We start from the raw sequence: 21163 nt of genomic DNA, 5'->3' as shown, positions 1-21163 counted from the left end.
TTGCTCCTTGTTGGACGTTAACAATTTTGAATTTATGAAAATCGGACTCGCTTCTCCGGAGAAGATTCGTTCATGGTCCCGCGGAGAAGTTAAGAAACCGGAAACCATTAACTATCGTACGTTGAAACCGGAAAAAGAGGGTCTTTTCTGTGAGCGTATCTTTGGACCACAAAAAGACTGGGAATGTCATTGCGGTAAATACAAACGTGTCCGTTATAAGGGCGTAGTCTGCGACCGTTGTGGCGTTGAGGTTACCCGTGCTAAAGTTCGTCGTGAACGTATGGGTCACATTGAATTGGCCGCTCCGGTATCTCATATCTGGTATTTCAAGGGTATCCCAAGCCGCATGGGGCTTGCACTAGATATGTCTCCAAGATCACTTGAAGAAATTATCTATTTCGCATCTTATGTTGTAACGGATCCAGGTGAAACTCCACTGGAAAAGAAACAACTTCTGTCCGAGAAAGAATATCGTAGCTACCGTGAAAAATACGGTTATGGTTTCCAAGCCGGCATGGGTGCTGAAGCTGTTAAAAAGCTTCTTCAAGATATCGACATTGATAAAGAGCTGGAATTCCTCAAAGAAGAACTGCGTACGGCCCAAGGCCAACGCCGTAACCGGGCGATCAAACGTCTGGAAGTCATTGAAGCGTTCCGTAACTCCGGCAACAAGCCTGATTGGATGATCATGGATGTTCTTCCGGTTATTCCTCCGGAGCTTCGTCCGATGGTTCAGTTGGATGGTGGCCGTTTTGCTACGTCTGATTTGAATGATCTCTATCGCCGTGTTATTAACCGGAACAACCGTCTGAAAAGACTGCTTGATCTCGGTGCTCCTGACATTATCGTGCAGAACGAAAAACGGATGCTCCAGGAAGCTGTCGATGCTCTCATCGATAACGGCCGTCGGGGACGTCCGGTAACCGGTCCTGGTAACCGTCCGCTTAAATCGCTCAGCCATATGCTGAAAGGTAAACAAGGACGTTTCCGCCAGAACTTGCTCGGTAAACGGGTTGACTACTCTGGACGTTCCGTTATCGTAGTAGGACCGTACCTCAAGATGTATCAGTGCGGACTTCCTAAGAAAATGGCGTTAGAATTGTTCAAGCCTTTTGTTATGAAAGAATTGGTTAATAAGGGCCTTGCCCACAACATAAAGAGCGCGAAACGTAAAGTTGAACGCGTAAGTCCTGAAGTTTGGGATGTACTCGAAGAAGTAATTAGAGAACACCCAGTACTTCTAAACCGCGCACCAACACTTCACCGTCTCGGTATTCAAGCATTTGAACCGATTTTGGTGGAAGGTCACGCTATTCGTCTTCACCCACTCGTATGTACGGCGTACAATGCCGACTTTGACGGTGACCAAATGGCGGTGCACGTTCCTCTGTCTGCAGAAGCTCAAGCGGAAGCACGCATTCTTATGCTTGCATCTGGTAATATCTTGAACCCTAAAGACGGTAAGCCAGTTGTAACACCTTCCCAGGATATGGTCCTTGGTACTTTCTACTTGACCATGGATAACAAGGAAGAAAAGGGTAGTGGTATGATTCTGCGTACCGTTAACGAAGCTGTATCAGCTTACCAACGCGGAACTGCAGGACTTCATGCTCGTGTTGCTATTCCGGCTAAAGCACTTGGCAAAACATGCTTTACGGAAGAACAACAAAATGCAATGTTGATTACTACGGTCGGTAAGATCATTTTTAATGAAATCTACCCAAGTAGTTTCCCTTATATCAACGAAGCAACCAAAACTAACTTGCTGCACGGCACACCAGAGAAATACTTTATCTACGAAAAAGGCGCGAACATTCGCGAGCTGATTGAATCCGCTCCAGAAGCCAGTGCTGTAGGTAAAGAATATCTGGGTCTGATTATTGCTCGTTGTTTTGAAACTTATCACACAACCAAAACTTCTATGATTTTGGATAAAATCAAACAACTCGGATTCACTTACTCCACACGTTCTGGTGTTACAGTTGCCGTGTCGGACGTTATTGTTCCTGAGGAGAAAGTTACCATCCTGAAAGAATCTGAAGCTAAGGTTGATGTGGTTGCTAACCAATATCGCCGTGGTTTGATCACCAATGACGAACGGTATGACCGTGTTATTGAGATCTGGTCGAAGACTAAGGATGATCTTACGAACATCCTGCTTAAGTCGATGGACCGTTTCAACTCTATCATGCTCATGGTTGACTCTAAAGCGCGTGGTAACAAATCGCAGATCACTCAGCTGGGTGGTATGCGTGGTCTGATGGCAACACCTTCAGGTCGGATTTTCGAATTGCCAATCAAGGCGAACTTCCGTGAAGGTCTTACCGTCTTGGAGTACTTTATCTCCACTCACGGAGCGCGTAAAGGTCTTGCCGATACCGCACTTCGTACCGCTGACTCAGGGTATCTGACTCGTCGTCTTGTTGACGTTGCCCAGGACGTTATTGTCCGTGAAGAAGATTGTGGAACCGATAAAGGCTTCACAGTTAGTCGTATTCAGGATGGTAAAGAAGTTATCGAAGATCTGTATGACCGTATTGAAGGTCGTTACTGCTTCGAAACTGTTCGTCACCCAGAAACAGGCGAAATCATTGTTCACCGCAATGATTTGATTGACTCCGATAAAGCGGAGGCAATTGTAAACGCAGGTGTAACTAAGCTGCAAATTCGTTCTGTACTGAGCTGCCGTGCCCGTCATGGTGTTTGTAAGAAATGTTACGGACGTAACTTGGCAACTGGTAAACACGTTGAGATTGGTGAAGCAGTTGGTATTATTGCCGCACAATCTATCGGTGAACCAGGAACCCAGCTTACAATGCGTACGTTCCATACCGGCGGTGTTGCCGGTGATGACATCACTCAAGGTTTGCCGCGTATTCAGGAGTTGTTTGAAGCTCGTAACCCTAAAGGTCAAGCTACAATCAGTGAGATCGATGGCGTAATTAAGGAAATCCGTGAAACCAAAGACCGTCGCGAAATCGAGGTTCAAGGTGAAGCAGAATCCAAGACTTATTCCATTACTTATGGTTCACGTCTACGTGTTAGCGAAGGCCAAGAAATAGAAGCCGGCGATGAGCTGACAGACGGTTCGATTGACCCTAAAGAAATGCTGCGTATCAAAGGGATCCGTGGGGTACAAAACTACATTCTGCAAGAAGTACAGCGTGTATACCGTAACCAAGGCGTTGAGATCAATGATAAGCACATTGAAGTTATGATCAAGCAAATGCTTCGGAAGATCCGTATCATTGACGCAGGTGACACAAGTCTGTTGCCAGGTGCATTTGCGGATATTCATGAGTACGAAGGTGCTAACAAGGAAGCTATCTTGTCTGGTAAAGAGCCTGCTGTTGCTAAACCAGTCTTGCTCGGTATTACCAAGGCGTCTCTTGAAACGGATTCCTTCTTGTCAGCTGCATCATTCCAAGAAACTACTCGTGTCCTAACAGACGCTGCTATCAAAGGTAAAGTAGATAAGTTGCTTGGACTTAAAGAAAATGTTATTATCGGTAAGTTGATTCCTGCAGGTACTGGGATGAACCGTTACCGTAACGTTAAGCTAAGTGATCCAAATGCAGAAAGCGAACTTGAATCTTTAGAGACGGTTCCTGCTGAATAAATTAGCAATCATGGTAGTGTGCTCATGTCATACCTACTCATAGGTGTGGCATGAGTGTTCTGCTGTGTATAATTTCTATAAAAATTGTTGCTGAATTTCTTGACACCATCTATTGATAATGCTAAAATGTCTAAGGTGCGTGAGTAGCCATGTTATCCTTGTTCATTGGAGGTAAAGAGAATGACTGATGATAGAGGACTACAGGATGCTCAGGTCAAGATCGGTACCAAACAAACCGTCAAGGCGGTAGAGTTGGGCCTAGCCGCAGAAGTCTATGTGGCAGAGGACGGAGATCAAAGGCTTACTTCCAGGATAGTTTTGCTTTGTAACAAACAAGGTGTTAAGATCACATATGTGGATACGATGCTGAATTTGGGCAAGGCCTGCGGAATAGAAGTTGGCGCTGCGATGGCAGCCGTCTTAAAACAATAGCTACAGAAATGTTTTTGTACTGGGGTGAACACCAGCGGCAAGAACTTTTCATTTGTCTTTTTATGAACCGCCTGGGTCTGTGGGCTTAGAGTTCTTAAATCGACTATCATTTCAGGAAGGGGGTGGCAACAACATGCCAACAATTAACCAATTGGTTCGTAAAGGCCGTCAAGCCAAAATCGAAAAATCTAAATCTCCCGCTCTTCAAAAAGGGTATAACGCCCTCAAGCGTGAGGCTACAAATTTGAGCGCTCCGCAAAAACGCGGTGTGTGCACTCGTGTAGGCACAATGACTCCACGTAAACCAAACTCAGCGCTTCGTAAATATGCCCGTGTTCGTTTGACGAACCGTCTCGAGGTAACAGCTTATATCCCGGGTATCGGACATAACTTACAAGAGCACAGTGTTGTATTACTTCGCGGAGGTAAAGTAAAGGACCTTGCAGGGGTTCGTTACCATATCGTTCGTGGTGCTTTGGATACAGCAGGTGTAGCTAACCGGATGCAAGCTCGTTCTAAATACGGTGCAAAACGTCCTAAAGCTAAGAAGTAAGATAACAATATCTGAATAATAAACATTTAAGAAAGGGGGATATCCATGCCACGCAAAGGTCCAGTTACAAAGAGAGACGTATTGCCAGATCCGTTGTATAATAGCAAGTTGGTTACTCGTTTGATTAACCGCATTATGCTGGGTGGTAAAAGAGGTGTCGCTCAAAGCATTCTGTACAATTCATTCAAATTGATTGAAGAACGTACGGGTAAAGATCCGATGGAAGTTTTCGAAGCTGCCATCAAGAATATCATGCCGGTTTTGGAAGTCAAAGCTCGTCGTGTCGGTGGTGCTAACTATCAAGTACCTATCGAGGTTAAACCAGAGAGACGTACTGCTCTGGGATTACGTTGGCTCGTAAACTACTCTCGCAACCGCGGTGAGAAGACTATGGAAGAGCGTTTGGCGGCTGAGATCATCGACGCTTCCAACAACACAGGCGCTTCTGTTAAGAAACGTGAAGATACACACAAAATGGCTGAAGCAAACAAAGCGTTCGCTCACTACCGTTGGTAGGATAAAGGTCATTCAAATAACTTATATTTTGAAGGGAGATCCATTTCATGGCTAGAGAGTTCTCCTTAAAAAATACACGTAACATCGGGATCATGGCGCATATTGATGCTGGTAAAACAACTACCACAGAGCGGATTCTTTTCTATACAGGCCGTACGCACAAAATCGGTGAAGTTCACGAGGGTGCTGCTACAATGGACTGGATGGAGCAAGAACAAGAGCGCGGAATCACGATTACGTCCGCTGCTACGACTGCTGCGTGGAAAGGTCACCGCATCAATATCATTGATACCCCAGGACACGTTGACTTCACTGTTGAAGTTGAACGTTCCCTGCGTGTATTGGATGGGGCAGTTGGTGTATTTAGTGCAAAAGAGGGCGTTGAGCCTCAGTCTGAAACCGTATGGAGACAGGCTGACCGTTATAACGTTCCCCGGATTGCATATGTAAACAAAATGGACATTATCGGTGCGGATTTCCTTAACGTAATCGAAACTATGCGTGATCGCCTTCAAGCCAATGCAGTTGCTATTCAATTGCCAATTGGTGCAGAAAGTGATTTCACTGGTATTATCGACTTAGTTGAGCAAAAAGCACACATGTTCAGAGATGATCTGGGCCAAAACATCGAAGTAACGGATATTCCGGAAGAATATTTGGCCAAAGTTGAGGAGCTGCGTCTCGAGTTGATCGAGAAAGTTGCTGAACTTGATGAGGATCTGACTATGAAGTATTTGGAAGGCGAAGAAATTACAATTCCGGAAATTAAAGCTGCAATTCGCAAAGGCGTAGTTGAAGTTAAATTGTTCCCTGTAATTGCTGGATCTTCCTACCGAAACAAAGGGATTCAGCTTATGCTGGATGCTGTTGTTGATTACTTGCCATCTCCTCTTGACGTTCCAGCTATCACTGGACATCTTGATGACGGTACAGAAGCTGTTCGTCACTCTTCGGATGAAGAGCCGTTTGCAGCTTTGGCATTTAAAATCATGACAGACCCTTATGTTGGTAAACTTACGTTCTTCCGTGTTTACTCAGGCGTACTTGAGTCCGGATCATACGTAGTTAATGCAACTAAGAACAAGCGTGAACGTATTGGTCGTATCCTTCAAATGCATGCGAACAGCCGTCAAGAAATTTCCATCGTGTATTCTGGCGACATCGCAGCTGCTGTTGGTTTGAAAGATACCAGTACAGGTGATACACTGTGTGATGAGAAGAATCCAGTAATTCTGGAATCAATGAACTTCCCTGATCCAGTTATCGAGATCGCTGTTGAACCAAAAACTAAAGCTGACCAAGATAAAATGGGCGTTGCTCTCGGAAAGTTGACTGAAGAGGATCCAACTCTTCGTGCTCACACTGATGAAGAAACAGGCCAAACAATCCTGGCTGGTATGGGTGAACTTCACTTGGACATCATCATCGACCGTATGCGTCGTGAGTTCAAAGTAGAAACTAATGTGGGTAAACCACAGGTAGCTTACCGCGAAACGTTCAAGGCACCTGCTCGCGTCGAAGGTAAATTTGTACGCCAATCTGGTGGTCGTGGTCAATACGGTCACGTATGGGTTGAATTTGAACCCCTCGAACCAGGTACTGGTAGCAAATTCGAAAGTAAAGTTGTTGGTGGCTCGGTTCCTAGAGAGTACATCGCTCCTGCACTTGCGGGTATTGAAGAACAAATGAAAAACGGCGTACTTGCTGGCTTCCCGCTAGTAGACGTTAAAGCTACCATCGTAGATGGTTCTTATCATGATGTCGATTCCAACGAAATGGCATTTAAAATTGCCGGTTCGATGGCACTCAAAGCAGCTAAAGACAAGTGTAAGCCTGTCCTGCTTGAGCCAATCATGAAAGTAGAAGTAACTGTTCCTGAGGAATATATGGGTGATGTAATGGGTATGCTGAACTCCCGCCGTGGCCGTATCGAAGGTATGGATTCCCGTGGTGGAGCGCAAATTATCCGTGCTAAGGTGCCTCTTTCCGAAATGTTCGGATACTCTACAACACTTCGTTCTGGTACACAAGGACGTGGCGTATTCTCAATGGAGCTTTCTCACTATGAAGAAGTTCCTAAATCCATTGCGGAAGAGATCGCTGCAAAGAACAAAGGCGCTGAATAATTACCAGTTTTAACTTGCCGTCCCGGGTATAAACACTCAGTCATCTAAGATTACAGGTATGCGGGCGGCTCAAATATAAGGAACCCCACATTAAGGAGGAACTGTTCAAATGGCAAAGGCAAAGTTTGAACGTAACAAACCGCACGTTAACATCGGTACTATTGGTCACGTCGACCATGGTAAAACGACTCTGACTGCTGCAATCACTACTGTATTGTCCAAAACTTACGGTGGCGCAGCTATCGCATTCGATCAAATCGACAAAGCTCCTGAAGAGCGCGAACGTGGTATCACAATCTCCACTTCCCACGTTGAATATGAAACTCCTAACCGTCACTACGCTCACGTAGACTGCCCTGGTCACGCCGACTATGTTAAAAACATGATCACTGGCGCAGCGCAAATGGACGGAGCTATCCTGGTTGTATCCGCAGCTGATGGCCCAATGCCACAAACTCGCGAGCACATCCTGTTGTCCCGTCAAGTAGGCGTTCCTTACATCGTTGTCTTCTTGAACAAATGCGACATGGTTGAAGACGAAGAGTTGTTGGAATTGGTTGAAATGGAAGTTCGCGACTTGCTTAGCGAGTATGACTTCCCAGGCGACGATACTCCAATCATCCGTGGTTCTGCTCGTGAAGCTCTGCAAAACCCAGATGGCGATTACGCTAAAAAAATCATCGAAATGTTTGAAACAATCGATGAGTACATTCCACTTCCTGAGCGTCAAACTGACAAGCCTTTCTTGATGCCTGTCGAAGACGTATTCTCCATCACTGGCCGCGGTACTGTGGCAACTGGTCGCGTAGAACGCGGAACAGTTAAAGTCGGAGAAGAAATCGAAATCGTTGGTATTCACGAAGATACTAAGAAATCCGTAGTTACGGGCGTAGAAATGTTCCGTAAATTGCTGGATTCCGCTCAAGCTGGGGACAACATCGGAGCATTGCTTCGTGGTGTTGACCGTAACATGATCGAGCGTGGTCAAGTATTGGCTAAGCCGAACTCCGTTAAACCACACACTGAGTTCACTGCTCAAATTTACGTTCTGACAAAAGAAGAAGGTGGCCGTCACAAGCCTTTCTTCACTGGATACCGTCCACAGTTCTACTTCCGTACAACTGACGTAACTGGTATCATCAACTTGCCAGAAGGTACTGAAATGGTTATGCCTGGTGATAACATCTCCGTAACCGTACAACTGATCTCCCCAATCGCTATTGAAGAAGGTACTAAATTCTCCATTCGCGAAGGTGGCCGTACGGTTGGTGCTGGTAGCGTAGCTTCTATCCAAAAATAATAATTCGACTTCTATCTGCGGGTAGATTCCGAATTACAAACACCCCTGATTCTTCTTGCGGAGAATCAGGGGCTTTTTTGTTTTTTCTGAGAATAATGTATTATTCGACACCAATTGATAATAAAGCATAACAATATGATCTTTTTCTACATAATTCGTCAAATTACAACAATCAATTGTTTACAATTATACTAATGATAGAGTAAAATGAAGGAGGAATAATAATGTAAAATAATAGGAATTGTGGGAGAGTGGTAATATGGGGAAATGTCCTTTTTCCTTCATGCATGCGTTAACTGCACGTAATAATAATGTGGATTCTCCTGCCTCTCATTCCTTAGACTTCAAGGATCAGAATCATTCTGTGGCAGAGTCTTTTCATAAGCTGGATGGACATGGTGAGCTTAACGAGCAGATGAGAATGATTGATCTAACTGAAGCAGATTTGAACTTACTACGCAGGGTGAAACCTGTTGTTGAGCAAAATATAGACTATATCATTGATCAATTTTACAATTCGGTATTAGGCGTAAATAAACTTGAAGCTATTATTTTAGAGCATAGCAGTATAGACAGGTTAAAAACTACTCTTCGTGGGCATATTCTAGAGATTTTTAATGGAAAGGTTGATGATGAGTACATAGCAAAGCGTCTATTGATCGCTAATATTCATAAAAAAGTAGGGCTTGAGCCCAAATGGTACTTATCTGCTTTTCAGAATCTTCAGAACGTATTTATACGCGTTATATATAATGAAACAAACGATGATAATACACGCCTTCGAGTGGTTCAGACCGTGACCAAACTCCTTAACCTTGAGCAGCAGCTGGTTCTAGAAGAATATGAGAAGGAGAACATAAAAGAGAAGGAAGAGCAATATCTATTGGTGAAAAATGAATTAAAACAAAAAATTTCAGAGTTTAGCGTTGAATTGATAGATTATAGCATCGATACTAATGCTGCTGTGAAGCAGCTAGTGGCAAGCAGCAATGAAGTAAGTAGAACATTCCAACGTACCGCTGCATCCGCCCTGGAGTCACAGGGATTAGCTACAGATGGGCATGAACACTTGGGTGATTTGACTGAGCAAATTAATCTTATATATCAGACCACCAGCGAGATGGAAGACTCGATCATTGAGTTAAGCGATTCCTCTAAGCAAATTCAAAAAATTGTGAACTCAGTAAGGGAAATTGCCGATCAGACTAAAATCCTCTCACTTAATGCAACGATTGAAGCCGCTAGAGCCGGTGAGCATGGTAGAGGTTTTAGTGTGGTTGCTCAAGAAGTTAGCCGGCTTGCAGAGGATACTAAGAGTACTGTAATTCAGATCGTAGAGCTAACAAATAAATCAGGTCTACTCACTCAGCAGGTTGTAGAAGAGATTCGTAAGGTGCAGGAGTTAACTAAGAATGGGAAGCACCAATCGGTCGAGACTAGTCTTTTGTTCTCTGATATTGTAGACGCTATGCGTAGCAGTACACAGGAGATTGTAATAGTGGAAGAAGAAATAAGAACCTTAATCCAAACCATTGAGGGGATCGGAACAGCAACGGCTCAGACTGCTTCCTCCGCAGAGTTTTTTAAGTCTGCCACAGAGAATCTTTAACATATATATAGTAGAAGAACAGTGCATGAAAAAAATATGCGTTGTTTTTCTATTTTCGCTTGCAATACTGCTGCCTATTATATATAATAATAAATGTTGTTCTGAGACGTTGCGATGATGTGAGAGGTTACTGACACACCCGGCCCCTTTGCCATGGGGACGAGGTCAGAAAATTTTCACGGAGTATGTCCGATACCAAATTGGGCGATAGAAGGAGGGACTAAAATGGCAAAGCAAAAAATTCGTATTCGCTTGAAAGCATACGACCACAGAATTCTTGATCAATCCGCTGAGAAGATTGTTGAAACAGCAAAACGTTCGGGTGCAGGTGTGTCCGGGCCGATTCCGTTACCAACTGAGAAGCAAATCATTACTATTCTCCGTGCGGTACACAAGTACAAGGATTCCCGTGAACAGTTTGAACAACGGACTCACAAACGTTTGATCGATATTGTGAACCCAACACCACAAACTGTGGATGCCTTGATGCGCTTGGATCTACCGTCCGGTGTAGATATCGAAATCAAATTGTAATTCTATTTTAAGTAATTTAGGAAAAGAAAAGAGGTGTCAACATTGAAAGGTATCTTAGGAAAAAAACTCGGTATGACTCAAGTGTTTACTCCAGAAGGTAACGTAATTCCTGTTACTGTTATCGAAGCAGGCCCTTGTGTAGTACTGCAAAAGAAAGACCTGAATATCGACGGATATGAAGCAGTGCAATTGGGCTTTTCTGATAAAAAAGAAAAACGCTCCAATAAGCCTGAACAGGGTCACGCCAAAAAGGCAAATGCAACACCTAAGCGCTACGTTCGTGAAATTCGCGGTGTTGATCTCGGGTCTCTCGAGGTTGGACAAGAGCTGAAGGCTGATATCTTTGCTGAGGGCGAATTTGTTGACGTAACTGGTACATCTAAAGGTAAAGGTTTCCAAGGTAACATCAAACGTTGGGGACAAAGTCGCGGACCAATGGCACACGGATCGCGTTACCACAGAAGACCGGGTTCCATGGGTTCTATCCAAGCTAACCGTGTTCCTAAGGGCAAACGCCTTCCAGGACATATGGGTCACACGACTATTACGGTTCAAAAGCTTGAAATTATCAAGGTTGATGTTGAACGTAACGTATTGCTGGTTAAAGGCGCTATCCCAGGTCCTAAAAACAGCTTCGTGAAAGTTAAACAAACCGTTAAGAAATAATTATTGAAGAAAGGAGGAACATGAAATGCCAAAAGTAACACTTTTTAATATTAGTGGCAACGAAGTTGGTGAAGTGGAACTGAGCGATACAGTATTCGGTATTGAACCGAATGAGCACGTTCTACATGAAGCTGCGCTTATGCAAAGAGCTTCCCTACGTCGTGGTACACACAAAGTAAAAGGACGTTCTGAAGTTCGTGGCGGTGGACGTAAACCTTGGAAACAAAAAGGTACAGGTCGCGCTCGTCAAGGCTCCATTCGTTCTCCACAATGGAAAGGCGGCGGCGTTGTCTTCGGACCAACACCACGTAGCTATTCCTGGAAACTGCCTAAGAAGGTTCGTCGTTTGGCGATCAAATCCGCTTTGTCCTCGAAAGTACTCGAGAATGACATTATCGTATTGGATAGCTTGACAATGAATGCTCCGAAGACGAAAGAATTCGCAGCAATCTTGAACAACCTGAAAGTAGATCGTAAAGCGTTGATCGTAGCTACTAGCTATGATGATAACGTAGCACTTTCCGCTCGTAACATCCCTGGGGTGAAATTCGTAGCGGCTGACGGCATTAATGTTCTTGACGTACTGACGTACGACAAACTGATCATCACTAAAGAAGCAGTTCTGAAGGTAGAGGAGGTGTTCGCGTAATGAAAGATCCTCGTGATATTATCAAACGTCCGGTGATTACGGAACGTACTTCCGACTACATGAGCGAAATGAAATACGCTTTTGAAGTGGATATCCGTGCTAACAAAACCGAAATCAAAAAAGCTGTCGAGGCTATTTTCAAAGTAAAAGTAACTAATGTGAACACAATGCGCGTACCTGGCAAACTGAAACGTTATGGTAAATATTCTGGTTACACTCCAGAGTGGAAAAAAGCCATCGTTAAGCTTAGCCCGGACAGCAAACCGCTTGAATTTTTTGAAGCGGTAGAATAATACTCTGTTGAAGTAAGGAGGGAACTACAGTGCCAATCAAAAAGTACAAACCGACCTCTCCGGCAAGACGCGCTATGTCCGTGTCTACGTTTGAAGAAATTACAACAAACCAGCCAGAGAAATCGTTGCTTTCTCCGCTGTTCAAACATGCGGGACGCAACAACCAAGGTAAAATTACGGTTCGTCACCATGGCGGCGGACATAAACGTAAATACCGTATTATCGACTTCAAGCGGACTAAAGACGGCATACCAGGTAGCGTTGCTACAATCGAGTATGACCCGAACCGCACATCTAATATTGCTTTGATCCACTATGCTGATGGAGAGAAACGTTATATCATCGCTCCTAAAGGACTAAGAGTTGGGGATAAAGTAGAGTCCGGTCCTGCGGCCGACATCAAAATTGGTAACAGTCTTCCACTGGAGAACATTCCAGTAGGTACAGTTATCCACAACATTGAGTTGAAACCAGGTAAAGGCGGACAATTGGTTCGTGCAGCTGGTACAGAAGCTCAATTGCTTGGTAAAGAAGAAAAATACTGTTCCGTTCGTTTGTCATCCGGTGAGGTTCGTAAGATCCTTAGCGTATGCCGTGCAACTATCGGTTCCGTAGGTAACGAAGATCACGAATTGATCAAAATCGGTAAAGCTGGACGTAGTCGCTGGCTCGGCCGTCGTCCTGAAGTTCGCGGGGTAGTAATGAACCCTAACGATCACCCACACGGTGGTGGTGAAGGTCGCGCTCCAATCGGACGTAAATCGCCAATGTCTCCATGGGGCAAACCAACCCTTGGTTACAAAACGCGTAAGAAAAACAAGGCATCTGATAAATATATCGTTCGCCGCCGCACTAAATAAGACGCTTCTGGCAAGTTAATAAAGCGCGAAGCGTCGATTCGCGGTTTGAAGAACCGGATGAAGGGAGGATTCACACATGGGTCGCAGTTTAAAGAAGGGGCCGTTTATCGATGGCTACCTGCTTAAAAAAGTTGAGGAACTGAACGAGGCTGAGAAAAAGGTTGTTGTTAAAACTTGGTCCCGTCGCTCAACCATTTTCCCTCAGTTTATCGGACATACGTTTGGTGTATATGACGGCCGTAAACACGTGCCTGTATACGTAACAGAAGATATGGTAGGTCACAAGTTGGGCGAGTTCGCGCCAACACGTACTTACAAAGGCCACGCGGGTGACGATAAGAAAACAAGAAGATAATAATAAGGTCTCTGTTTGAAAGGAGGTTAAACAATGGAAGCAAAAGCACATGCAAGATCGGTGCGAATTTCCGCTCGTAAAGCGAAACTGGTTGTTGACTTGATTCGTGGTAAGCAAGTGGGGGAAGCAATTGCTATTCTTCGCCACACTCCGAAATCCGCTTCTCCGGTCGTTGAAAAGTTGCTTAATTCGGCAATTGCGAATGCTGAGCATAACTATTCTTTGGACGTGAACAGTTTGTTCGTTAGCGAGGTTTTCGTTAACCAAGGACCTACTATGAAACGTTTCCGTCCGCGCGCCATGGGCCGCGCAAGTCGGATCAATAAACGCACGAGCCACATTACACTGGTGGTATCTGAGAAATAAGGAGGGATAACACGTGGGTCAAAAGGTAAATCCAATCGGACTCCGAATCGGTATTATTCGCGATTGGGAATCTAAATGGTATGCAGGAAAAGATTTCGGTACTCTTCTGATGGAAGACGTCAAAATCCGGGAATACCTTAAAGGCAAATTGAAGGATTCCGCTGTTTCCCATATCGAGATCGAAAGAGCGGCTAGCCGCGTGAACGTTACAATTCATACAGCTAAACCAGGTATGGTTATTGGTAAAGGCGGAGCAGAAGTAGAAGTACTTCGCAGCGCAGTTACAGCAATCGCTGGTGGCAAAAAAGTACACATCAACATCAATGAAATCAAGCACCCTGAATTGGATGCAATTCTTGTAGCTGAGAGCATTGCTCAACAATTGGAACGTCGTGTATCGTTCCGTCGTGCCCTCAAACAAGCGATTCAAAGAACTATGCGTTCTGGCGCAAAAGGGATTAAAACTCAAGTGGGCGGACGTCTTGGCGGAGCTGAGATTGCTCGTTCAGAAGGTTATAGCGAAGGAACAGTTCCACTTCATACGCTTCGTGCCGATATCGATTACGGAACGGCTGAAGCACATACTACTTACGGTCTTATCGGCGTAAAAGTATGGATCTACCGTGGAGAAGTTCTTCCCCCAGCTAAGAAACAAGCTGCTCAGGAAGGAGGCAACTAATCATGTTGGTACCAAAACGCGTAAAACACCGCAAGCAACAACGCGGACACATGAAGGGTATGGCAAAAGGCGGTACTGAATTGAACTTCGGCGAATTCGGCCTGGTTGCACTTGAACCGTCTTGGATCACTAACCGTCAGATCGAAGCTGCTCGTATCGCGATGACACGTTATATCAAACGTGGCGGTCAAGTTTGGATCAAGATTTTCCCAGATAAACCTATTACTCAAAAGCCTCTCGAGGTTCGTATGGGTAGTGGTAAAGGTAACGTTGAGAAATGGGTAGCCGTAGTTAAACCGGGCAAGATTATGTTCGAACTCGGAGGCGTGTCGGAAGAAATCGCTCGTGAAGCGATGCGTCTTGCCGCTCACAAGCTGCCTGTAAAGACTAAGTTTGTGAAACGTGAAGAATTGGGTGGTGAAGCAAATGAAAGCTAATGAACTTCGCAACTTAACCACTGCTGAGATTGAACAAAAGATCGCTGGATTCAAAGAGGAACTTTTTAATCTCCGTTTTCAATTGGCAACTGGCCAATTGGACAACCCAACTCGGATTCGTGACGTGCGTAAGGAAATAGCTCGTGCTAAAACCGTGATCCATCAAAGAGTGCTTGGGATTAGTTAAGTGAGACGGATCGCAGATCCGTATTCAGGAAGGAGGCTAACTAATGAGTGAAGAACGTAATGCACGTAAAGTGCTAATCGGTAAAGTGGTCAGTGATAAAATGGATAAAACCATCGTAGTTGCTGTTGAAACCTATAAGAAACACAATTTGTACCACAAACGCATCAAGTCTACGAAGAAATTCAAAGCACATGATGAGGGAAATGTTGCAAAGATTGGCGATACCGTAAAACTCATGGAAACTCGTCCGTTGTCTAAGGACAAACGTTGGAGACTAGTTGAAGTGGTAGAAGCAGCGGTTATCATCTAAGATAATCAAGAGAGTTTTTCCGGAAGGAGGAAATTATAATGATTCAACCATTTACACGTTTGCATGTGGCTGACAACTCTGGTGCGAAGGAACTGATGTGTATCCGCGTACTGGGTGGTACTGGACGCCGTACAGCAGCAATCGGTGATTTGATCGTTTGTTCCGTTAAACAAGCAACACCAGGCGGCGTTGTCAAAAAAGGTGATGTTGTTAGAGCGGTAGTTGTTCGTACGAAACGTTCCGTTCGTCGTAAAGATGGATCTTACATCGCATTCGACGAAAATGCAGCTGTTGTTGTTAAAGACGACAGAAGCCCTCGTGGAACACGTATCTTTGGACCAGTTGCTCGCGAACTTCGCGATAAAGACTACATGAAGATCGTTTCCTTGGCACCGGAAGTTATCTAATAAACACGGCACCAATAAGTTGAAGGTTAGTTATAGGAGGTGTAATAAATGCCTAGAGTGAAAAAAGTTCTGGAATCCCATAACAATAAACTGCACGTGAAGAAAGATGACGTGGTGCTTGTGATCAGTGGTAAAGACAAAGGCAAAAAAGGCCGTGTCATCGCTGCTTATCCTCGTGAAAACCGCGTTCTGGTAGAAGGCGTCAATATGGTGAAAAAACACCAAAAGCCGAACCAGCTGAATCCACAGGGTGGAATTATTGAGCAGGAAGCTTCGATTCATGTGTCCAACGTAATGCACATCGATCCGAAGACCGGCAAAGTAACCCGTATCGGTTACAAAGTTTTGGACAATGGTAAAAAAGTTCGGATTGCTAAAAGATCCGGAGAGATTATCGACTAATCTAGCCCTTAAGAAAGGAGGTTAAATCTTCATGGCAGCAAGAATGAAAGAACGTTTTCTTAACGAAATTACACCTGCTTTGATGCAGAAGTTTAACTATACAACTGTTATGCAAGTGCCTAAGATCGAGAAGGTTGTCATCAACATGGGTGTGGGTGACGCTGTTCAAAACTCCAAAGTACTTGATGCTGCAGTTAATGACATGCAGTTGATCGCTGGTCAAAAACCAGTAATCACTAAAGCTAAAAAATCCATCGCTGGTTTCAAACTACGCGAAAATATGCCGATTGGGGTTAAAGTAACACTGCGCGGAGAGCGTATGTATTACTTCTTGGACAAATTGTTCAACGTAACACTTCCACGTGTACGTGACTTCCGTGGTGTTTCCACTAAAGCCTTTGACGGCCGTGGTAACTACACACTTGGTCTTAAAGAACAATTGATCTTCCCCGAGATCGAATATGACAAAGTGGATAAAGTCCGCGGTATGGACATCGTTATTGTAACGACTGCTAAGACGGACGAGGAATCCCGCGAGCTGCTGGGTCAGCTGGGAATGCCTTTCGCAAAATAAAGTCGGTTAATCCATTTTCTCCGAAAATGTTTAGGAGGTGTCAGGCTAAGTGGCAAAAACTTCGATGAAAGTTAAACAACAACGTACGCCTAAGTTTAAAGTACGTGCATATACACGTTGCGAACGTTGTGGTCGTCCACATTCGGTACTGCAAAAGTTCAAAATTTGCAGAATTTGTTTCCGTGAATTAGCTTATAAAGGCCAGATCCCTGGCGTGAAAAAAGCAAGTTGGTAAGAAGTTTATAAACGGGAAGGAGGTTTACACACATGACTATGTCTGATCCTATTGCAGATATGCTTACTCGTATTCGTAACGCTAACATTGTGCGTCACGAGACGGTAGAAATGCCTGCTTCTACTATGAAGAAACAAATCGCTGACATTTTGAAGCGTGAAGGTTTCATCCGCGATGCGGAATTCGTTGAAGATAGCAAACAAGGGATTATCCGTATCTTCTTGAAATACGGCCCTAACCAAGAGCGTGTTATTTCTGGTTTGAAAAGAATCAGTAAACCAGGCCTTCGCGTATACACGAAGAGCAATGAAGTGCCTCGTGTACTCGGTGGTCTAGGAATCGCGATTATCTCCACATCTAAGGGAGTTATGACCGACAAAGAAGCTCGTCAATCAAAATCTGGCGGAGAAGTTGTCTGCTACATTTGGTAATAAACGTCACAAGATAAGGAGGTGCAACACATGTCTCGTATTGGTCGCAAACCAATCGCAGTACCTAGCGGTGTAGATGTCACTTTGGACAACGCCGTTATTACAGTAAAAGGTCCAAAAGGTTCTTTGACTCGTGAGCTTCATAAAGACATGAAGGTTACAGTTGAAAATAACGAAATTACCGTTGTTCGCCCGTCGGATAACAAATTGCATCGTTCACTTCACGGCACAACCCGCTCCGTTGTCAACAACATGGTAGCAGGTGTGACTGAAGGTTTCTCGAAATCTCTGGAACTGGTTGGGGTCGGATATCGTGCAAGCAAATCCGGAGATAAAATCGTTCTGAACGTTGGTTATTCCCACCCGGTTGAAATTACACCGGAAGCTGGTATCGAGTTCGAAGTTCCTGCGAACACGAAGATCATCGTTAAAGGTATCGATAAAGAACGCGTTGGCGCATACGCTGCTAAAATCCGTTCCGTTCGTGAACCAGAACCGTATAAAGGTAAAGGTATCAAATATGAAGGCGAGCGTATCATCCGCAAAGAAGGTAAAGCTGGTAAGAAGAAATAACCAGTTTAAACTTAATTGTAAGATACCCCGTGCATCTTAAAGTGAAGCTGTTTACGGCAAACTGAAGGGAGTGAAAGGGAAGTCATGATTACAAAAGAAGATAAAAACAAGGCTCGTCTCAAAAGACACCTGCGTGTTCGTAAGAAGATCCAGGGAACTACTGAGCGTCCACGTTTGAACGTATTCCGTTCTTCGAAACACATCTACGCTCAACTGATCGATGATGTTAAAGGGGTTACTATCGTATCCGCTTCTACACTTGATAAAGATCTGAGCGCTAACATCGGTAATGGCGGCAGCGTTGAAGCTGCAGCGAAAGTTGGCCAATTGGTCGCTGAGCGTGCCAAAGAAAAAGGATATGCAGTGGTCGTATTCGACCGCGGAGGTTACTTGTACCATGGACGGATTCAAGCATTGGCTGATGCAGCTCGTGAAGCTGGTCTTGAATTCTAGAATAATTCTTAAAAGGAGGTTAACGACTTGCGTGTAGATCCGAACAGTTTAGAACTGACAGAAAGAGTTGTACACATTAACCGTGTTGCAAAAGTTGTAAAAGGCGGACGCCGTTTCAGCTTTAGTGCACTTGTTGTTGTGGGCGACGGCAACGGCTACGTCGGTGCTGGTATCGGTAAAGCCGGCGAAGTTCCGGATGCCATCCGTAAAGGCATTGAAGACGCCAAGAAAAACCTGATTCACATCCCAATCGTAGGAACTTCGATTCCCCATCTCGTTACTGGACACTTCGGCGCAGGACGCGTGTTGCTGAAACCAGCATCAGAGGGTACTGGCGTTATCGCTGGCGGTCCAGTTCGTGCCGTATTGGAATTGGCAGGCGTTGGCGACATTTTGACAAAATCACTGGGTTCTTCGAATTCCATGAACATGGTCAATGCAACTTTGGAGGGACTTTCCCGTCTGAAACGCATTGAAGAGGTCGCGAAACTTCGCGGCAAATCTGTCGAAGAATTGCGCGGTTAAGGAGGGGAACGTCAATGGCAAAATTGCAAATTACCCTCGTACGTAGTGTAATCGGACGTCCAGAAACACAACGTGTTACTGTTAAGACGCTCGGCCTGCGTAAACTCAACACGACAGTGGTTCACAATGACAGTCCTGCAATTCGCGGAATGATCAATAAAGTGAGTCACTTGCTATCTGTAACTGAAATTGAAGGCTAATCGCCTCGCATAAATTAACAAACATAAGGAGGTGCAAACGATGAAGTTACATGAACTTGCTCCAGCTCCTGGTTCCCGCAAAGAACGCAATCGCGTTGGTCGTGGTCCTAGTAGCGGAAATGGTAAAACTTCCGGTCGCGGTCACAAAGGTCAAAACTCACGTTCTGGCGGTGGTGTTCGTCCGGGCTTCGAGGGTGGACAAAATCCGCTCTATCGTCGTCTGCCTAAACGTGGTTTCGTCAATCCTACCCGTAAAGAGTATGCGATTGTGAACCTGGAAGATCTGAATAGCTTTGCAGAAGGAACTGAAGTGACTCCGCAGTTGTTGCTTGAAACTGGTGTTGTCAAGAATTCCAAAAGCGGCATCAAGATTCTCGGCAACGGTGAGTTGACCGTAAAATTGACTGTACAAGCAAATAAGTTCTCTCAATCTGCGGTAGAGAAAATCGAGGCTGCCGGCGGTAAAACCGAGGTGATCTAATGTTCAAGACGCTTAAGAATATCTGGCATGTTGAAGATTTGCGCAAAAAGATCCTGTTTACCTTGTTCATTCTGTTTATCTACCGTATCGGTTCGTTTGTTCCGGTTCCTGGTGTAAACAAAGATGTACTGGCAACAGCAAATCAGAGCGGTGACGCTTTGATGGGACTATTGAACACCTTCTCGGGCGGAGCGCTCAAAAACTTCTCGATATTTGCGATCAGTATTTATCCGTACATTACAGCATCCATCATCGTGCAATTGCTGTCGATGGATGTTGTTCCTAAGTTTGCTGAATGGGCTAAACAAGGGGAGCACGGAAAAAAACAATTGGCGCAAATCACTCGTTACGGTACAGTGATATTAGCCCTGATCCAAGGTTTTGCTACGTCGATAGGGTTTAACCGGATATACAATACTCAAATGATGCCGAATGCGACATTTGCTGATTACTTGCTGGTTGCCATTATCTTGACGGCAGGTACTTCTTTCTTGATGTGGCTTGGTGAACAGATTACCGAAAAGGGAATCGGGAACGGGATTTCGATCCTGATTTTTGCGGGAATCGTCGCCGGTATCCCGGGATATATCACAAGTACGGCTAACTCAAGCTTTATTCAGCCGGATCAGGTGTTCCTGAATATTCTTAAAGTCGTTATTGTGCTGATTGTGATTGTAGCGATTATTACAGCAGTTATCTTCGTGCAGCAAGGTATTCGGAAGATTCCTGTTCAATATGCTAAACGCGTAGTTGGCAACAAAATGTACGGTGGACAGAATACACATATTCCGCTGAAAATTAATGCGGCAGGTGTAATTCCGGTAATCTTCGCCGTATCATTGCTTCAGTTCCCAGTTGTTCTCTCCAGTTTCTGGTCAACACATGCTTGGGCACAATGGATTACCAAATATTTGGCAACCGATGCTCCGCTTGGTATGCTTCTATATGTAGTGATGATCATCGGGTTTACGTTCTTCTATACGTTCGTACAGATGAATCCTCAGCAGATGGCCGATAATATGAAGAAGAATGGTGGTTACATCCCAGGTATTCGTCCTGGTAAAGCTACAGAGAAATATCTGACTAGAGTAATGTCTCGGTTGACTATGTCAGGCGCGTTGTTTCTAGCTTTGATCTCTGTACTACCGATGTTCTTCGGTGCTATATCTGGATTGCCCAAAGAAGTTCGAATTGGTGGCACTGCGCTGCTTATCGTAATCGGCGTGGCATTGGATACTATGAAGCAGATCGAGAGCCATTTGATCAAACGCCATTACAAAGGCTTCATCAATAAATAGGTGATAGGTTCCGGTGAAGCTTAAGTTTTTATTCTTCCCGGCACCTATTATGCTGTTTCTTGCTTGGTGGCGAACTTTTGGGGGGAGAGAGAA

29 protein-coding genes are annotated in these 21163 nt (G+C 44.7%); all 29 read left to right on the top strand.

Annotated features, from left to right (window positions below; genetic code table 11):
* The first annotated feature begins 7 nt into the window (after nt 1-7).
* The 29 genes from rpoC to secY all read left to right on the top strand — a co-directional run bounded on the left by rpoC (nt 8) and on the right by secY (nt 21070).
* Complete coding sequence (rpoC, locus tag MKY54_RS28115) at nt 8-3619, top strand: DNA-directed RNA polymerase subunit beta' (RefSeq protein ID WP_076130019.1); 3612 nt, start codon at nt 8-10, stop codon at nt 3617-3619.
* A gap of 180 nt (nt 3620-3799) precedes the next feature.
* Nucleotides 3800-4051, top strand: coding sequence for a ribosomal L7Ae/L30e/S12e/Gadd45 family protein (locus MKY54_RS28110; RefSeq protein WP_038573459.1), 252 nt, complete (start codon nt 3800-3802; stop codon nt 4049-4051).
* Nucleotides 4052-4184: 133 nt separating this feature from the next.
* Nucleotides 4185-4604, top strand: a complete 420-nt coding sequence (gene rpsL, locus MKY54_RS28105) for a 30S ribosomal protein S12 (protein ID WP_036680518.1) — start codon at nt 4185-4187, stop codon at nt 4602-4604.
* Nucleotides 4605-4649: 45 nt separating this feature from the next.
* Nucleotides 4650-5120 carry a 30S ribosomal protein S7 gene (gene rpsG, locus MKY54_RS28100; protein WP_036680520.1) on the top strand — a complete coding sequence of 157 codons (471 nt, stop codon included), beginning with the start codon at nt 4650-4652 and terminating at the stop codon, nt 5118-5120.
* A gap of 47 nt (nt 5121-5167) precedes the next feature.
* A complete protein-coding gene (gene fusA, locus MKY54_RS28095; protein ID WP_036680521.1) occupies nt 5168-7246 on the top strand; it encodes an elongation factor G in 2079 nt (692 codons plus the stop codon).
* A gap of 109 nt (nt 7247-7355) precedes the next feature.
* Nucleotides 7356-8546: an elongation factor Tu gene (gene tuf, locus MKY54_RS28090; RefSeq protein WP_036680523.1), complete on the top strand. Its 1191-nt coding sequence runs from the start codon at nt 7356-7358 to the stop codon at nt 8544-8546.
* Between the two features lie 259 nt (nt 8547-8805).
* The gene (locus tag MKY54_RS28085) at nt 8806-10155 is read left to right on the top strand and encodes a globin-coupled sensor protein (protein ID WP_076280122.1); all 1350 of its coding nucleotides are present in this window, start codon (nt 8806-8808) and stop codon (nt 10153-10155) included.
* Nucleotides 10156-10380: 225 nt separating this feature from the next.
* On the top strand, nt 10381-10689 hold the full coding sequence (gene rpsJ / locus MKY54_RS28080) for a 30S ribosomal protein S10 (RefSeq protein WP_017692074.1): 309 nt from the start codon (nt 10381-10383) through the stop codon (nt 10687-10689).
* Nucleotides 10690-10731: 42 nt separating this feature from the next.
* Nucleotides 10732-11355 carry a 50S ribosomal protein L3 gene (gene rplC, locus MKY54_RS28075; RefSeq protein WP_036680532.1) on the top strand — a complete coding sequence of 208 codons (624 nt, stop codon included), beginning with the start codon at nt 10732-10734 and terminating at the stop codon, nt 11353-11355.
* A 25-nt stretch (nt 11356-11380) separates the two neighbouring features.
* Nucleotides 11381-12004, top strand: a complete 624-nt coding sequence (gene rplD / locus MKY54_RS28070) for a 50S ribosomal protein L4 (RefSeq protein ID WP_036680536.1) — start codon at nt 11381-11383, stop codon at nt 12002-12004.
* The gene (gene rplW / locus MKY54_RS28065) at nt 12004-12297 is read left to right on the top strand and encodes a 50S ribosomal protein L23 (protein WP_036680537.1); all 294 of its coding nucleotides are present in this window, start codon (nt 12004-12006) and stop codon (nt 12295-12297) included. The genes rplD and rplW overlap by 1 nt, the downstream gene beginning before the upstream one ends.
* A 29-nt stretch (nt 12298-12326) precedes the next feature.
* Nucleotides 12327-13157, top strand: coding sequence for a 50S ribosomal protein L2 (rplB, locus tag MKY54_RS28060; protein WP_036680541.1), 831 nt, complete (start codon nt 12327-12329; stop codon nt 13155-13157).
* Nucleotides 13158-13233: 76 nt separating this feature from the next.
* Nucleotides 13234-13512, top strand: a complete 279-nt coding sequence (gene rpsS, locus MKY54_RS28055) for a 30S ribosomal protein S19 (protein WP_036652940.1) — start codon at nt 13234-13236, stop codon at nt 13510-13512.
* 33 nt (nt 13513-13545) lie between these two features.
* Entirely contained in the window at nt 13546-13878 is a 333-nt protein-coding gene (gene rplV / locus MKY54_RS28050; RefSeq protein ID WP_036680546.1) for a 50S ribosomal protein L22, read from the top strand.
* A gap of 13 nt (nt 13879-13891) precedes the next feature.
* On the top strand, nt 13892-14557 hold the full coding sequence (gene rpsC / locus MKY54_RS28045; RefSeq protein WP_038573452.1) for a 30S ribosomal protein S3: 666 nt from the start codon (nt 13892-13894) through the stop codon (nt 14555-14557).
* A gap of 2 nt (nt 14558-14559) precedes the next feature.
* Entirely contained in the window at nt 14560-14994 is a 435-nt protein-coding gene (rplP, locus tag MKY54_RS28040; RefSeq protein ID WP_036680552.1) for a 50S ribosomal protein L16, read from the top strand.
* On the top strand, nt 14984-15181 hold the full coding sequence (gene rpmC / locus MKY54_RS28035; RefSeq protein WP_019908232.1) for a 50S ribosomal protein L29: 198 nt from the start codon (nt 14984-14986) through the stop codon (nt 15179-15181). The genes rplP and rpmC overlap by 11 nt, the downstream gene beginning before the upstream one ends.
* A 43-nt stretch (nt 15182-15224) precedes the next feature.
* Nucleotides 15225-15491, top strand: coding sequence for a 30S ribosomal protein S17 (rpsQ, locus tag MKY54_RS28030; RefSeq protein ID WP_036680554.1), 267 nt, complete (start codon nt 15225-15227; stop codon nt 15489-15491).
* 38 nt (nt 15492-15529) lie between these two features.
* Nucleotides 15530-15898, top strand: a complete 369-nt coding sequence (gene rplN, locus MKY54_RS28025; protein WP_036680556.1) for a 50S ribosomal protein L14 — start codon at nt 15530-15532, stop codon at nt 15896-15898.
* 48 nt (nt 15899-15946) lie between these two features.
* Nucleotides 15947-16300, top strand: coding sequence for a 50S ribosomal protein L24 (gene rplX, locus MKY54_RS28020; protein WP_076099615.1), 354 nt, complete (start codon nt 15947-15949; stop codon nt 16298-16300).
* A gap of 31 nt (nt 16301-16331) precedes the next feature.
* Nucleotides 16332-16874: a 50S ribosomal protein L5 gene (gene rplE / locus MKY54_RS28015; RefSeq protein ID WP_036680558.1), complete on the top strand. Its 543-nt coding sequence runs from the start codon at nt 16332-16334 to the stop codon at nt 16872-16874.
* A 49-nt stretch (nt 16875-16923) separates the two neighbouring features.
* A complete protein-coding gene (locus tag MKY54_RS28010) occupies nt 16924-17109 on the top strand; it encodes a type Z 30S ribosomal protein S14 (RefSeq protein ID WP_013312154.1) in 186 nt (61 codons plus the stop codon).
* A 32-nt stretch (nt 17110-17141) separates the two neighbouring features.
* A complete protein-coding gene (gene rpsH, locus MKY54_RS28005; protein ID WP_036680560.1) occupies nt 17142-17540 on the top strand; it encodes a 30S ribosomal protein S8 in 399 nt (132 codons plus the stop codon).
* Between the two features lie 30 nt (nt 17541-17570).
* Complete coding sequence (rplF, locus tag MKY54_RS28000; protein ID WP_036680562.1) at nt 17571-18113, top strand: 50S ribosomal protein L6; 543 nt, start codon at nt 17571-17573, stop codon at nt 18111-18113.
* An 84-nt stretch (nt 18114-18197) separates the two neighbouring features.
* Nucleotides 18198-18566 (top strand): 50S ribosomal protein L18, encoded by a 369-nt coding sequence (gene rplR, locus MKY54_RS27995; RefSeq protein ID WP_036680564.1) that lies wholly within the window; start codon nt 18198-18200, stop codon nt 18564-18566.
* A 27-nt stretch (nt 18567-18593) separates the two neighbouring features.
* A complete protein-coding gene (rpsE, locus tag MKY54_RS27990; RefSeq protein WP_036652980.1) occupies nt 18594-19091 on the top strand; it encodes a 30S ribosomal protein S5 in 498 nt (165 codons plus the stop codon).
* Between the two features lie 14 nt (nt 19092-19105).
* Nucleotides 19106-19291 carry a 50S ribosomal protein L30 gene (gene rpmD / locus MKY54_RS27985; RefSeq protein WP_036680567.1) on the top strand — a complete coding sequence of 62 codons (186 nt, stop codon included), beginning with the start codon at nt 19106-19108 and terminating at the stop codon, nt 19289-19291.
* A gap of 40 nt (nt 19292-19331) precedes the next feature.
* Nucleotides 19332-19772 carry a 50S ribosomal protein L15 gene (gene rplO, locus MKY54_RS27980; RefSeq protein WP_036680569.1) on the top strand — a complete coding sequence of 147 codons (441 nt, stop codon included), beginning with the start codon at nt 19332-19334 and terminating at the stop codon, nt 19770-19772.
* Nucleotides 19772-21070 (top strand): preprotein translocase subunit SecY, encoded by a 1299-nt coding sequence (gene secY, locus MKY54_RS27975; RefSeq protein WP_036680571.1) that lies wholly within the window; start codon nt 19772-19774, stop codon nt 21068-21070. Before rplO ends, secY begins: the two co-directional genes overlap by 1 nt.
* The last annotated feature ends 93 nt before the right edge of the window (nt 21071-21163 follow it).

The organism is Paenibacillus sp. FSL P2-0121 (genome assembly GCF_037975345.1).
Lineage (GTDB): Bacteria > Bacillota > Bacilli > Paenibacillales > Paenibacillaceae > Paenibacillus_AQ > Paenibacillus_AQ odorifer.
Note: the sequence above shows the minus strand (reverse complement) of the source record. Positions and strands in the feature narration are given on the sequence as shown.